The organism is Streptomyces sp. NPDC058371 (assembly GCF_042723265.1).
Taxonomy (GTDB): Bacteria; Actinomycetota; Actinomycetes; order Streptomycetales; family Streptomycetaceae; genus Streptomyces.
In genome coordinates this window covers 890,628-903,680 of sequence record NZ_JBHXJC010000001.1, presented here as the reverse complement: position 1 = coordinate 903,680, position 13,053 = coordinate 890,628, and the positions used below count along the sequence as shown (strand labels likewise).

Here is a 13,053-nt window from a genome sequence, read left to right as displayed (position 1 = left end):
CTCCCTGTCTGCGGTCAGGCCGGGGACTCGTCGGGACCGGGGTGCTCCGGATGGACGGTGTCCGAGCGGGCGGAACCCTGTCGGGACGTGCCCGCCTCGTCCGTGTCGGGCACGTCCGTGGCGGAGTCGTCCTCGTCGTCACCCCCGGATGCCGGGGCGACGTCCCAGGCGTCCTCCCCCTCATGGGCCTGCTGGTCGGGCAGGTCCCGCGGGATCGGATCGCCGTTCTCGCCGGGACCCTCCAGCCGGTGGTCGGTCACAGCGCGCTCCATTCTTCAGCAGGTCGGCGAGACCCGCACGCGCTCGCCGGGCCGCCGTCGGCGAAGCGCGGGTACCGCGGGAGTCGCCGGCGAAACCACCTGCCGCCGATCAGTGCGGAGCGCGCTCCTCCATCGCCGTGCGCCAGGCGGGTGAGCGCCCCTGCCGGACGGCTTCGGCGCGCCGGCCGCCCCGGGTGAAGAAGTCGGCGAGCGGCAGGATCGCCGCCCCGACCGTGACCGCGTCCGGGCCGAGCCTGCCGAGCTCGATGGTGACGCGCTCGGCCGGATAGCGCAGGGCGTACGAGGCGGCGAACCGGCGGACGGCGGGCAGGAAGCGGGAGCCGAGCTGGAGGCCCGCCCACCCGCCGATGAGGATCCGCTCGGGCTGGAAGAGGTTGATCAGGTCGGAGAGGCCCGCGCCCAGGTACTCGGCGGTCTCCTCCAGGACGGCGAGCGCCACGGGGTCGGGCTCGGTGCCCTCGGGCGGGTAGGCCGCGGCGAGCATCGCGGTGAGCGCGGTCTCCTCGTCGGTGTCCTCAGGGGGCTGTCCGCCCGCCTCGCGCCAGCGGTCGAGGAGGGCCTCGGCGCCCGCGTAGGCCTCCAGGCAGCCCAGGGCGCCGCAGCGGCAGCGGCGGCCCCTGACCCGTACGGTCAGGTGGCCCCATTCCACGGACCGTCCGTACTCCACGTCCTCCGTGACCAGGCAGGCGCCGACGCCGGAGCCGAAGAGGACGACGACCGCGTTGCGGGCACCGCGGCCGGCGCCGAACCACATCTCGGCCTGGCCGAGCGTCTTGGCGCCGTTGTCCGCGAAGAACGGCACGGAGTCGGGGAGCCGGCAGGTGGAGCGGAGCAGGGATTCCAGCGGCACGGCGTCCCAGCCGATCGTCTGGCCGTGGACCACGGCGCCGAGTTCGGGGGTGCGGGCGACGATGCCGGGGACGCCGATGCCGACACCGAGGAGCTGCTCCGGGGCGATCTCCGCCTCGGCCAGCACCTCGGCGATACCGTCGCGGATATGCCCCACGATGACCTCGACGTCGTAGCCCTGCTGCTCCAGCGGCCGTTCGGTGCGGGCGAGTTCGGCGAGAGTGAGGTCGAAGAGCTCGACGCGTACGCGGGTCTCGCCGACGTCCACGCCGATCATGTAGCCGCTGGCGGGTGCGACCCGCAGCAGGGTGCGGGGGCGGCCGCCGTCGGAGTCGACGCTGCCGGCCTCCTCGACCAGGCCGTCGGCGACCAGCTCCGCGACCACGTTGCTGATGGAACCGGAACTCAGTCCGGTGGCCGGGCCCAGCTCGTAGCGGCTCATCGGTCCGTCGAAATACAACCGTTGCAGCACGGCGGTGCGATTGCCCCGCCGCAGGTCACGCACTGTTCGACCGTTCCGCCCCGCCATGTGGCACCCTTCTGGTTCGCCCGACCTGCAAGATACCCCTGTGCAATCCCTTGACGCGACTTTCTTCCGAGTCTTAACTCACATCCTAAATTAAGTCATGATGGGCGTTCGGGAAGTGAACGCATGCCCGACCCTCTCGTGGCTGCTTCTCCGGAAAGGGACGCCTGAGACCATGCGCAGAATCCGAGCCGCGGCCGCCGGTGCGGTCACTGTCTCCATGCTCACCGCCGTGACCGCCTGTGGCGGCGGCTCGTCGACGGGGGGCGGGTCCAACGACTCACCGAAGACGCTGACCTACTGGGCCTCCAACCAGGGGGCCAGCGTCGAGGTCGACAAGAAGGTCCTCCAGCCCGAGCTCGACAAGTTCGAGAAGGACACCGGCATCAAGGTGAAGGTGGAGGTCGTGCCCTGGTCGGACCTGCTCAACCGGATCCTCACCGCGACCACCTCCGGACAGGGCCCCGACGTCCTGAACATCGGCAACACCTGGAGCGCCTCGCTGCAGGCGACCGGCGCGCTGCTGCCGTGGGACGCGAAGAACTTCGACAAGATCGGCGGCAAGGACCGCTTCGTCGACTCGGCCCTCGGCTCGACGGGCGCGGAGGGCAAGGACCCGGCGGCGGTGCCGCTGTACTCGATGGCGTACGCGCTCTACTACAACAAGCAGATGTTCAAGGATGCCGGCATCTCGAAGCCGCCGACGACCTGGGACGAGTTCGTCGCCGACGGCAAGAAGCTTTCCAAGGGCGGCAAGTGGGGCGCGGCCTTCGAAGGCTCGAACCCGGCGGAGAACATCCACCACAGCTACATCTTCGCCAAGCAGCACGGGGCCGACTTCTTCACCGCCGACGGGAAGCCGGACTTCACCAACGACGGCGCCGTCGCCGGGGTCAAGCAGTTCGTCGACCTGATGGCCAAGGACAAGGTGGTCGCGCCGGGCAACGCCGAGTACGCGCAGAACCAGTCCGTGAGCGACTTCGCCAAGGGCAAGACGGGGATGCTGCTGTGGCAGTCCGCGTCCTCCAACCTCGAGTCGCAGGGCATGAAGGCGGACGCCTTCGGCATCGCTCCGGTGCCGGTGCAGTCGGGCACCCCGGGGACCGGCACGAACGTCAACTCGATGGTCGCGGGCATCAACCTGGCCGTCTTCAAGGACACCCACAACCTCGACGGCGCCACCAAGTTCGTGAAGTTCATGACCAGCGACGCGGAGCAGAAGGTCCTCAACAAGGCGTACAGCTCCATCCCGCCGGTCAAGGCCGCCCAGTCGGACCCTGCCTTCAACACCCCGGCGACCGCCGTCCTGAAGGACACGCTGGCCAAGAGCGGCGTCGCGCTTCCGCAGGTCGCCGACGAGTCCCAGTTCGAGACGGCGGTCGGCACGGCGATCAAGAACCTGTTCGCCGACGCCGCCGCCGGAAAGCCGGTGACCACCGCGTCGGTGAAGGCCGCGCTCGAAAAGGCCCAGACGCAGATGCCGACGAAGTGAGCGCGAGCACAAACATGACCACCACGACCGCCTCCCAAGAGGCCGGCGATCGCACGGTGCGCAAGGACTCCCCCGGTGCGGCGCGCGGCCCGCGCCGCCCCGGGCGGATCAAGCGCATCGGACTGCCCTACCTGCTGCTTCTGCCCGCCCTGCTGCTCGAACTGCTGGTCCACCTGATCCCGATGGTGATCGGCATCGTGGTGAGCTTCAAGGAGCTCACACAGCTCTACATCCGCGACTGGGGCACCGCTCCCTGGTCCGGACTGGACAACTACTCGGTAGCGGTGGACTTCGACGCGCCCGTCGGCAAGGCGCTGCTCGACTCGTTCTTCGTCACCGTCGGCTTCACCCTGCTGTCGGTCGGCCTGTGCTGGCTGATCGGCACGGCCGCCGCGATCTGCATGCAGGACGCCTTCCGGGGCCGGGGCCTGTTGCGCGCCCTGTTCCTGGTGCCGTACGCGCTGCCCGTGTACGCGGCCGTCATCACCTGGGTCTTCATGTTCCAGCACGACAACGGCCTGGTGAACCACGTCCTGCACGACCAGCTGGGCATCACCGACAAGCCGTCCTTCTGGCTCCTCGGTGACAACGCCTTCTACGCGCTGCTCACCGTGTCCGTGTGGAAGGGCTGGCCGTTCGCCTTCCTCATCGTCATGGCAGGCCTGCAGAACATCCCCAAGGAGCTGTACGAGGCTGCCGCACTCGACGGCGCCGGCGTCTGGCAGCAGATCCGCCGCATCACCCTGCCGTCGCTGCGCCCCGTCAACCAGGTGCTGATCCTGGTGCTGTTCCTGTGGACGTTCAACGACTTCAACACGCCGTACGTCCTGTTCGGCAAGACCGCACCGCCGTCCGCGGACCTCATCTCGGTGCACATCTACCAGGCCTCCTTCATCACCTGGAACTTCGGTAGCGGCTCCGCCATGTCCGTCCTGCTGCTGCTCTTCCTGCTCGTCGTGACGGGCGTCTACCTCCTGCTGACCTCCCGAGGAAGGAAGACGGCCGATGTCTAGCACCTCCACGACGCCACGCTCCCCGATGGCGCCACCGCGGTCCTTCCTCTGGACCCGGCGGATCTTCCTCACCGTGCTCACCGGGTTCGTCCTGCTGCCCGTCTACGTCATGGTCTCCAGCTCGCTGAAGCCCTTGGGGGACGTCCAGTCGAAGTTCCAATGGGTGCCGAGCAGCCTGACCATCCGCCCGTACATCGACATCTGGACGACGATCCCGCTCGCCAAGTACTTCACGAACTCGCTGATCGTGGCGGGCGCAGCGACGGTCTGCTCGGTGGTGATCGCGGTCTTCGCCGCGTATGCGGTCAGCCGCTACGACTTCCGCGGCAAGCGCGTGTTCACGGTGACCGTGCTGTCCACCCAGATGTTCCCCGGCATCCTCTTCCTGCTGCCGCTGTTCCTCCTCTACGTCAACATCGGCAACGCCACCGGCATCGCCCTGTTCGGATCCCGCGGCGGTCTGATCCTGACGTATCTCACCTTCTCCCTCCCGTTCTCGATCTGGATGCTGATCGGGTACTTCGACTCCGTGCCACGCGACTTGGACGAGGCGGCACTGGTGGACGGCTGCGGGCCGCTCGGCGCGCTGTTCCGGGTCGTCGTGCCGGCCGCGATCCCCGGCATCATCGCGGTCGCGGTCTACGCCTTCATGACCGCCTGGGGAGAGGTGCTGTTCGCGTCGGTGATGACCACCGACGAAACCCGCACACTCGCCGTCGGGCTCCAGGGCTACTCCACGCTCTACAACGTCTACTGGAACCAGATCATGGCCGCGTCGCTCGTCGTCAGCGTCCCCGTGGTCGCCGGCTTCCTCCTCCTCCAACGCTATCTGGTCACCGGGCTCACCGCGGGAGCCGTCAAGTGACCAACTCTCCTGTCCCCGAAAGGACTTCCGTGACCATCGACCTTGCCGCTCTCCCCGACGACTTCCTGTGGGGCACGGCCACGTCGGCCTATCAGATCGAGGGTGCCGTCAGCGAGGACGGCCGCTCCCCCTCCATCTGGGACACCTTCTCGCACACCCCCGGCAAAATCGACAACGGCGACGACGGGGACACCGCCTGCGACCACTACCACCGCTGGCGCGAGGACATCGCGCTCATGCGGCAACTCGGCACCAACGCCTACCGGTTGTCCGTCGCCTGGCCGCGCGTCGTGCCGGGCGGCGACGGTGCGGTCAACGCGAAGGGGCTGGACTTCTACGACGGGCTGGTCGACGCCCTGCTGGAGGCGGGCATCACGCCGTCCGTCACCCTCTACCACTGGGACCTGCCGCAGGTGCTCCAGGACCGGGGCGGCTGGCCGGTGCGCGAGACCGCGGAGCACTTCGCCGCGTACGCGGCGGTCGTCGCGGAGCGGCTGGGTGACCGCGTCAAGCACTGGACCCCGCTCAACGAGCCGCTGTGCTCGGCGTGGATCGGCCACCTGGAGGGCCGGATGGCCCCGGGCTGGACGGACCTCACGGCCGCGGTGCAGGCCTCGTACCACCTGCTGCTCGGTCACGGTCTGGCCACCCAGGCGATCCGTGCGGCGGTCCCCGGCGCCGAGGTCGGCATCGTCAACAACCTGTCCAGCGTCGAGCCCGCCACCGAGCGTCCCGAGGACGTCGCCGCGGCCCGCCGCCTCGACGGACACGCCAACCGCTGGTGGCTGGACCCGGTGCACGGCCGCGGCTTCCCGGCGGACATGCTCGAGGTGTACGGCGTCGAACTCCCGGAGCAGCCGGGCGACTTGGAGACCATCGCCGAACCCCTGGACTGGCTGGGACTCAACTACTACTTCCCGTCCACCGTCGCCGACGACCCGACCGGGCCGGCTCCGCATGTGCGCTCGGTCCGCCGTCTCGGCGTGCCCCGCACCGGGATGGACTGGGAGGTCGGCGCCGAGGGCATCGAGCGCCTGCTGCTGCGCCTCACGGAGGACTACGGCGCCCGCAAGATCTACGTCACGGAGAACGGCTCCGCCTATCCCGACGTGGTGCGCCCCGACGGGACCGTGCACGACCCCGAGCGCACCGACTACCTCGAACAGCACCTGGCGGCCTGCGTGTCGGCGGTCCGCAAGGGTGTTCCGCTCGCCGGCTACTTCGCCTGGTCGCTGCTGGACAACTTCGAGTGGGCGTACGGGTACGACAAGCGCTTCGGGCTCGTGCACGTCGACTACAAGACGCAGAAGCGCACGATCAAGGGCACCGGGCTCCGGTACGCGGACATCATCCGCGCCCACGGGGAACTCGGGCGCAACGCCGCCTAGGAGGCACGGACATCGCCCTCGCCGAGCCGGTTCAGCTCGTCGAGGGCGGTGACCAGCGCCGGGGCCACCGACTCGCGCACCCGGGCGACCTGTTCGTCGCCGGGGGCGCGGGGCACGGTCTCGACGAGCATGATCAGGCAGAGGTAACTGCGGTAAAGGGCGAGGCGTGGTGATCCGCCGCCGTCGAGACGACTCCGGGCGCCGGTACGCCGGCCGTGGCCGCCGCGCGGTAGAACTCCGCCTCCGACAGCAGGAGGCCCCGCTCGTGGCTCAGCCCGGCGAGGCCGGACGCCGGCCCCGCCGCGTCGAGAATCCGCCGCGCCCGCTCCCAGCTGTCCACCGCACCCCCTCGTCACCGGTGGGGCCCACTCTGCCGGAGCGGGCCCACCGGTCGCACCAATTTCAGCCGGCTGTGTACACGTCCTCGACGTAACGCCCGGACGCGATGAGGTCGTTCAGCCACTGCGTGGAGTCCCCGCCGGGGTGCCGGGCCGCGTGGAGGGCGCGGAAGGCGTCGCGGACGCCGGGCGCCATCCGCGAACCGTCGCCGCAGACGTAGACGCGGGCTCCGGAGGCCAGCAGGTCCCAGACCTCGTCCGCCTCGGCGGCGATCCGGTGCTGCACGAACGCCACACCGCCGACCGGGGCCGCGCTGAAGGCCGGCCGCAGCCGGACCGCCCCGGCGGCCTCGGCGGCGCGCAGCTCGTCGGCGTGCAGGAAGTCCGCGTCGGGGGTGTCACAGCCGAAGTAGCAGACGGCGGGCGCCAGTTGGACACCTCGGGCCCGGAGCGCCACACGGTCGGCGACGGCTCCGCGGAAGGGCGCGAGGCCGGTGCCGGCCGCGACCATGATGACCGGCGTCCCGGTGTCGTTCGGGATGCGGAAGGCCTCCCGGCAGGGCTGGACGCGGGCGAGGACCGTGTCGCCGGGCTTGACCACGTTCAGATGGCCCGAGCCGACGCCCCGGTACGTCCCGTTGCCGGACCGGGCCGGGGCCGCCAGGAGGGAGACCATCAGGTCGGCGTGGCCGGGGTCCGTCGCGGGCGAGGAGGACACCGAGTACGTGCGCGGGCGCAGCGGGGCGAGGACGTCGAGCAGGGTCGGCCAGTCCAGTGCGCCGCGCAGCGCGGGGTACGCCTCGAAGACCTCGACCAGGGTGCGCGGGTCGTCGTCGGGGAGTGACGCGAGGGCGGCGCGCTCCGGCGGGCACGGGTTGGCCGCGGCGAGGACGGACAGCTGACCGGCGCTCGGACGGCCCTGCAACTCGACGTAGTAGGTGAGGAGTTGACGTACCGTCACGGGCCGGTCTACCGCGATGCCGTCCCGGCGCGGACGGGTGGCGCGGATGTCCAGGACCGTGTCGAGGTCGAGGCCGACGGCGTCGGCGGTCCGCCGGACGAGAGCCGGGTCGTTGACGGGGAGGACCGTGAGGTGGTCGCCGGTGCGGTAGGCGGTGCCGTCCGGCAGGGCCAGTCGGACGAACCGCTTGGTGCGCGGGTGGCCGGGCGCGGTGAGGTCGTACGCCTCGGTGACGGTCATCGGGGCAAGGCCGTGCCGCTCGGCGAGGGCGTCCAGGGGTCCGCCGGTCAGGGTGCGGATCTCGTAGGCGGCCTCGGGCTCCTCGGTGTGCGTGGCGTCCGGGTCGCCGTACCGCTCCAGCAGGGTGGTGCGCAGGGCGGCGGTGAAGGCGCGGACCGTGCCGGTGAGGTCGCCGGAGGCGTCGGCCGCGGCGCGCTCCATCAGCCGGCTGCCGCCGAGCTCCGCCAGGCGCTCGTCGATGCGGGTCGGGAAGTGCTGGTAGGTGGCGGCCCAGTTGCGGTCGCCGACGCCGAGCACTGCGTAGGTCACGTTTTCGGCAGCGGCCCCGTCGTCGAGCCCGGCGGCGAAGGCGGTGGCGTCGTCCGTGGGGCGGCCGTTGTAGGAGGCGGCGGTGATGACGACGGGACGGTCGGTGGGCAGGCCGTCGGCGTACGCGTCCAGGGGCGCCACCTCCGTCTCGCAGCCGAGCGCGGCGGCCTCGTCGGCGAGCCCGGCGGCGAAGTCCCGGCAGGTGCCGTAGTTGCTGCCGTGCAGGAACAGGGCGCGGGTGCCGGGGCGGACCCGGGCCGGCAGCGTGTCCGCAGCGGCGGAGGACTCCGGGCGGCCCGCGACCGCGCCCGGGAGCGCCGCGTGGACGCGATCGGCGGAGGTGCGCGGGGTGAGGGTGAGCGTGAACCCCTCGGGCTTGAGGGTGAGCGTCTCCTTGATCGCGAGACGGTAGTCGGCGTGGTCGTGCAGCCGGTAACGGTGGACGATCATGGCGAGCAGCATGGTCGCCTCGTGCAGCGCGAACTGCCGTCCGATGCAGGCGCGTTCACCGGTCCCGAAGGGCTTGAAGGCGTGCGGCGAACGGGCCGCCTCCGCCTCGGGCGTGAAGCGGGAGGGGTCGAACAGCTCGGGGTTGTCGCCCCAGACCGGCTCCCGGTGCAGCATCGGCGCGAGGACGATGACCGCCTGCCCGGCGGCGACCGGGATGCGGCCGCCGAGCAGCGTGTCCTCGCGGGCCTCCCGGCCGAACGCGGCAGCGGTCGGCCACAGCCGCAGTGCCTCGTTCAGCACCTGCCGGGTGTACGTGAGCCGGCCGATCTCGTCGAAGTCGGGCTCGGGGTCGTCCGTGTCGCCCCACAGGGCGTCCACCTCGCGCTGCACGAGCTGGAGCACGGCCGGGTGCTTGGCCAGGTAGTACAGCGCGAAGGACATCGCGCCGGACGTCGTCTCGTGGCCCGCGATCAGGAAGGTGATCACCTGGTTGCGGATGTTGGCGGTGTCCAGCGTGGTGCCCTCGACGGGGTGCTCTGCGGTGAGCATGAGCCCGAGGAGGTCGTCCGGGGAGTCCTGGCCCCCGTCCGCGACGCGGGCGGCGATGACGTCGTCCACGACCTGCGCCAGATAGGCCGCGTCATCGCGGAAGGCCGCGTCCTCCGCCGTGTGGTCGCTGCCCGGCGTACGGCCCAGCCGGGTCATGCTCCACTCCAGGCAGCGCACCATCGACTCGACGAAGGGGTGCGGTTCGGTGCCCTCGAAGGAGCCGAAGTCGTAGCCGAATCCGGCGAGTCCGATGGTGTCGAGCGTCATCCGGGTCATGTCGTCGGGGACGTCGACCGGGTGTCCGTCGTGCGCGCCGCGGTCCCAGGACTCGATCAGCCTGCGGGCCACGCGCAGCATGACGGGGTGGTACGTGCGCATCGAGCCGAGCGCGAAGGCGGGCATCAGGATGTCGTGCGCCTTGGCCCAGTTGGGCTCGTCGTTGTACGCCGTGAACAGCCCGTCGGCAGCGAACTCCCGGACGTTCTCCAGGGCGGGAACCACGGACTTCGCGAACCGGTTCTCGTCGGCCAGGTCGGTGATCAGGTCGAGATCGCTCACGAACAGCGTGTCCCGCCCGTGCAGCCGTCGTACGAACGCGGATCCGTGCCGGCGCGTCAGCTCCATCACCTGCTGGATGGGCGTACGGCCGGGACCGGTGTCGGAGATGTCGACGAGCGGCACATCGGGGAGAGCGGCTACGGGCTGCGAGTGCGGCGCGGTGGGGGACATGGCGCGACAACTGCCTTTCGCGGGACGGGAGGACCTGTCCTCAAGCCTGATCGCCGTCACCACCGGTCGCCCGCCACCGCACTACATGATTGTGTAGTGGGGAAGGCCGGTCCGGGCTTGCCCCGGCGGCGGCGAGGTGGCAGCAGGCCGGCGGGAGCCGCTGCGAGCCGGACCCGGCCCCCAGACGGCAGGCGCAGACAGGAGAACGCAGTGGACCTGGTCCGCGGAGACGGGGTGGTGTGGCGCAACCGCGCCATGCTGCTCTTCGACCGCATCCCGATGCCGATCGCGATCTGCGACGTGTACGGGGAGGTCGTCCTGGCCAATCCGGCCATGGCCGCCGAGTCGGGCACCACGCCGAGCGGGCTGCGCGGGCGCAACGTGCTGGACCTGTTCCGGCCGCAGGAGGCGACGCAGGTGGAGCGGATCGCGCAGGCGCTGCGCCTGGGCCACCGCTCGCGCTACCCGGTCTCGGTGCGCTGGGACGCGGCCGACGGGGTACGGCGGCACGGTGAGCTGACCGCTGACCCGGTCAGCGACTCCACCGAGGCGTCCACGGCCCTGCTGGTCCTGGTCCGGGTGCTCGGCGAGGTGCCGGCCGCCGCCGAGGAGCGGCCCGAGCCGCCCGCCAGTGCCGCCGAGGTCGGCATCCTGGCGCTGCTCGCCGGCGGCGCGACCACGGCCCGGGCCGCGCGGGAGACGGGCCTGACCGTGGACGGCGTCAACTACCACCTGCGGCGGCTGTCACTGCGCTGGGACGCGGCCAACCGTACGGAACTGGTCGCCCGTGCCTACGCGCTGGGGGTCCTGGCAGCCGGGGTGTGGCCGCCCACGGCGGTGCCCGCGCCCTGAGGGGCACCGAAGCGTGCCAGGCAGTGCCAGACCTTCTTCAGGTCCTGCGGCTCGTGGCGGCCCGTACGTACGGCGTCCCCGATGATCCGCGGGTCGAGCCGCCCCTCCTCGGCGATCCGGGCACCCAGCTCGACGAACTCCGGTCCCCGGAAGTCCGGATGGTGTCGCAGCTCCTCGACCGACAGCCGGTATCCCGGGTGCCACTCGAGCGGGCAGGGCAGCTGCCGGGCCGCCGCCTCCACGGCCGTACCGCGGTAACTCGGGTCCAGGACGAGCGCCGCCACGTCCCGTGCCAGGACGACGCCCCCGTGGACCTGCGCCTCGATGTAGTCGTCCAGGGCGTCGCGCTCGTCCGCCTCGGCGAGCTCGATGAGGGACATCCCGGCGGCGACCCCGAACGCGGTGGGCTCGGCCGCGCTGTCCGGATAGCAGAACGTGGCGCGCCGCAGCGTCTCCCCGGCCAGCCGGAAGTGCGACGAGCCGAATCTGGGTGCGGCGCCGACCACCTGGCGGCGGAAGTTCAGGGCGCCGTACACCGGGCGTTCGTGCGCGGGCGCCGTGTCGTACGAGCCGCCGAAGATCCGGCTCTCCCAGCGCCAGCGGTCGCCGCCGGGGTGCGCGGTGAGCCCGCCGTTGCTCGTGCCGGTGACGAACTGCGAGTGGTAGGAGCCGTCCCGGACCAGCGTCTCCAGGATGGACAGCCCGCCCGAAGCGCGGTCGGGATGGAAGTTCAGGGTCAGCCGCAGCGCCGCCGCCAGGGCCGGGCCGGACGAGCGCGCGGCCACATGACGCAGGGCCCGCTCCCGCGCCGCCCCGACCGTCCCGGGAGTACGGGCGGTGCCGAAATTCATTGGAATCTCCCCCAGAGGGCTATGTAACTTAGGCGATTACCTAGAACCCCTAGGTTGGATCGTGCCGCACCCCAGGAGCTCCCCCCATGAGATCACTCACCGAGCAGGACATCCGCAACTCATTCGTCAACTGCTCGAAGGGTGAGGCGAAGCGCCTCGCGATCCCCCGCGATCTGACCGAACGCCCCTGGGAACACCTGGACTTCCTCGGCTGGCGAGATCCCGGCGCGCCCGACCGCAGCTATCTCGTGACCGAGTACGGCGGCCGGCTCATCGGCGTCACGCTGCGCTTCCCGTCCTCCCAGCGCGGGTTCCTGCAACGCAGCATGTGCTCGCTGTGTCTGACGACGCATCCGGGCAGCGGCGTCTCGCTGATGACCGCGCGCAAGGCGGGCGCCGCCGGACGCGAGGGCAACTCGGTAGGCATCTACATGTGCACCGACCTCGCCTGTTCCCTCTATGTACGCGGCAAGAAGGCGCCGGACTCCGGGAGCCGCTTCGAGGAGAGCCTCACGCTGGAGGAACAGATCGCCCGGACGGTGGGCAATCTGTCCGCCTTCCTGAGCAAGCTCGACATCTGAGGCGCGGGGGCGAAACTCCCGGCAGTGCGGGGGACCGCGCGTGGACCGGCGGCCAACGCTCCCGGCGGCCGGGACCGCAGTGCGTCAGGACCCGGCGGGCGCCCAGTGCGGATCCCGTCCGAGGAACGCCAGCAGCGCCTCGGCCCGCCCGTCGCCGCCCGGAGTCTCTCGCGCCGGCGCGAAGACGCCGTACGCCTCGCGGAGATGGTCCACGAGCTGCTCCGCCGCGGGCCGGATCCCCTCGGCGACGTCCTCCGCCAGGGGTGCGTCCTGGCCGGTCGCGACGGCGATGTCCCAGGCGTGGACGGCCGCGTCCATGGCGGCCGCAGCGGCGGCGACCGGGAAGGGCAGCGGCCCGAGCGGGGTCGGTACCTCACCCGCGTCTGCGGCCAGCCCCGCGTAGACCTCGGCCACTGCCCGCAGCACTTTGTCCAGCTCCGCCCCGGCGTCCCCGTCGAGCGCGTCGGCGGGGTGGAAGGGATCGGAGTCCGGCAACCCGTGGCCGGTGACGACAGCGCCGTACGCCTGCTGATCGAGACGTGCGTGATTGACTACCTGCCGTACCGTCCACTCACTGCACGGCGTCGAGGCGGCCCAGCCGCCCTCCGGCACGGCCGCGACCACCTCGCGCAGGTAGGCATGCGCCCGCGACAGCAACTCGACGCCCTCAATGCCACTCATTTCCGGTCCCTCCCGTTGTCCCCTGGCTCTTGAGAACAACTTAGGCCCGCTTGCGGACAGTTACGGTCCTCAAGGAAGACGTTCGGTACACCTGTGAA

General features: G+C 71.1%; 13 protein-coding genes. 6 read left to right on the top strand and 7 right to left on the bottom strand.

From position 1 onward, the window contains the following. Positions 1-14: 14 nt before the first annotated feature. On the bottom strand, positions 15-260 hold the full coding sequence (locus ACFWM2_RS03925) for a hypothetical protein (RefSeq protein WP_383272685.1): 246 nt from the start codon (positions 258-260) through the stop codon (positions 15-17). Positions 261-369: 109 nt separating this feature from the next. Continuing rightward, positions 370-1,659 (bottom strand): ROK family protein, encoded by a 1,290-nt coding sequence (locus tag ACFWM2_RS03920; protein ID WP_383272683.1) that lies wholly within the window; start codon positions 1,657-1,659, stop codon positions 370-372. Positions 1,660-1,831: 172 nt separating this feature from the next. Between ACFWM2_RS03920 and ACFWM2_RS03915 the strand changes: the two genes are divergently transcribed. The 4 genes from ACFWM2_RS03915 to ACFWM2_RS03900 are packed head-to-tail and all read left to right on the top strand — an operon-like array spanning position 1,832 to position 6,414. After that, a complete protein-coding gene (locus ACFWM2_RS03915; RefSeq protein ID WP_383272681.1) occupies positions 1,832-3,148 on the top strand; it encodes an ABC transporter substrate-binding protein in 1,317 nt (438 codons plus the stop codon). A gap of 14 nt (positions 3,149-3,162) precedes the next feature. Next, the gene (locus ACFWM2_RS03910; protein ID WP_383272679.1) at positions 3,163-4,161 is read left to right on the top strand and encodes a carbohydrate ABC transporter permease; all 999 of its coding nucleotides are present in this window, start codon (positions 3,163-3,165) and stop codon (positions 4,159-4,161) included. A 25-nt stretch (positions 4,162-4,186) separates the two neighbouring features. Beyond that, entirely contained in the window at positions 4,187-5,026 is an 840-nt protein-coding gene (locus ACFWM2_RS03905) for a carbohydrate ABC transporter permease (RefSeq protein ID WP_383274121.1), read from the top strand. 29 nt (positions 5,027-5,055) lie between these two features. Then, complete coding sequence (locus tag ACFWM2_RS03900) at positions 5,056-6,414, top strand: GH1 family beta-glucosidase (RefSeq protein WP_383272677.1); 1,359 nt, start codon at positions 5,056-5,058, stop codon at positions 6,412-6,414. Here ACFWM2_RS03900 and ACFWM2_RS03895 read toward each other — a convergent pair. The 3 genes from ACFWM2_RS03895 to ACFWM2_RS03885 all read right to left on the bottom strand — a co-directional run bounded on the left by ACFWM2_RS03895 (position 6,411) and on the right by ACFWM2_RS03885 (position 9,990). Next, a complete protein-coding gene (locus ACFWM2_RS03895) occupies positions 6,411-6,545 on the bottom strand; it encodes a hypothetical protein (RefSeq protein ID WP_383272675.1) in 135 nt (44 codons plus the stop codon). The two genes, ACFWM2_RS03900 and ACFWM2_RS03895, sit on opposite strands and share 4 nt — an antisense overlap. 2 nt (positions 6,546-6,547) lie before the next feature. Then, entirely contained in the window at positions 6,548-6,754 is a 207-nt protein-coding gene (locus ACFWM2_RS03890; protein ID WP_383272673.1) for a hypothetical protein, read from the bottom strand. 62 nt (positions 6,755-6,816) lie between these two features. Beyond that, a complete protein-coding gene (locus tag ACFWM2_RS03885; protein WP_383272671.1) occupies positions 6,817-9,990 on the bottom strand; it encodes a cytochrome P450 in 3,174 nt (1,057 codons plus the stop codon). A gap of 210 nt (positions 9,991-10,200) precedes the next feature. Here ACFWM2_RS03885 and ACFWM2_RS03880 point away from each other — a divergent pair, with 210 nt between their 5' ends. Next, the gene (locus ACFWM2_RS03880) at positions 10,201-10,842 is read left to right on the top strand and encodes a PAS domain S-box protein (RefSeq protein WP_383272669.1); all 642 of its coding nucleotides are present in this window, start codon (positions 10,201-10,203) and stop codon (positions 10,840-10,842) included. Here the strand turns inward: ACFWM2_RS03880 and ACFWM2_RS03875 are convergent. Next, positions 10,782-11,693 (bottom strand): DUF3626 domain-containing protein, encoded by a 912-nt coding sequence (locus ACFWM2_RS03875; protein ID WP_383272667.1) that lies wholly within the window; start codon positions 11,691-11,693, stop codon positions 10,782-10,784. The genes ACFWM2_RS03880 and ACFWM2_RS03875 overlap by 61 nt on opposite strands. 86 nt (positions 11,694-11,779) lie before the next feature. Between ACFWM2_RS03875 and ACFWM2_RS03870 the strand changes: the two genes are divergently transcribed. Beyond that, positions 11,780-12,274 (top strand): FBP domain-containing protein, encoded by a 495-nt coding sequence (locus ACFWM2_RS03870; RefSeq protein WP_383272665.1) that lies wholly within the window; start codon positions 11,780-11,782, stop codon positions 12,272-12,274. 84 nt (positions 12,275-12,358) lie between these two features. Here ACFWM2_RS03870 and ACFWM2_RS03865 read toward each other — a convergent pair whose 3' ends face one another. Then, complete coding sequence (locus ACFWM2_RS03865) at positions 12,359-12,955, bottom strand: TIGR03086 family metal-binding protein (RefSeq protein WP_383272663.1); 597 nt, start codon at positions 12,953-12,955, stop codon at positions 12,359-12,361. Positions 12,956-13,053: the final 98 nt, after the last annotated feature.

Excerpts from the sequence above, each read along its gene's own strand:
- ACFWM2_RS03875 (WP_383272667.1), bottom strand. The coding sequence starts at position 11,693 with ATGAATTTCGGCACCGCCCGTACTCCCGGGACGGTCGGGGCGGCGCGG.
- ACFWM2_RS03915 (WP_383272681.1), top strand. The coding sequence starts at position 1,832 with ATGCGCAGAATCCGAGCCGCGGCCGCCGGTGCGGTCACTGTCTCCATG.
- ACFWM2_RS03865 (WP_383272663.1), bottom strand. The coding sequence starts at position 12,955 with ATGAGTGGCATTGAGGGCGTCGAGTTGCTGTCGCGGGCGCATGCCTAC.
- ACFWM2_RS03870 (WP_383272665.1), top strand. The coding sequence starts at position 11,780 with ATGAGATCACTCACCGAGCAGGACATCCGCAACTCATTCGTCAACTGC.
- ACFWM2_RS03910 (WP_383272679.1), top strand. The coding sequence starts at position 3,163 with ATGACCACCACGACCGCCTCCCAAGAGGCCGGCGATCGCACGGTGCGC.
- ACFWM2_RS03885 (WP_383272671.1), bottom strand. The coding sequence starts at position 9,990 with ATGTCCCCCACCGCGCCGCACTCGCAGCCCGTAGCCGCTCTCCCCGAT.
- ACFWM2_RS03905 (WP_383274121.1), top strand. The coding sequence starts at position 4,187 with ATGGCGCCACCGCGGTCCTTCCTCTGGACCCGGCGGATCTTCCTCACC.
- ACFWM2_RS03920 (WP_383272683.1), bottom strand. The coding sequence starts at position 1,659 with ATGGCGGGGCGGAACGGTCGAACAGTGCGTGACCTGCGGCGGGGCAAT.
- ACFWM2_RS03895 (WP_383272675.1), bottom strand. The coding sequence starts at position 6,545 with ATGCTCGTCGAGACCGTGCCCCGCGCCCCCGGCGACGAACAGGTCGCC.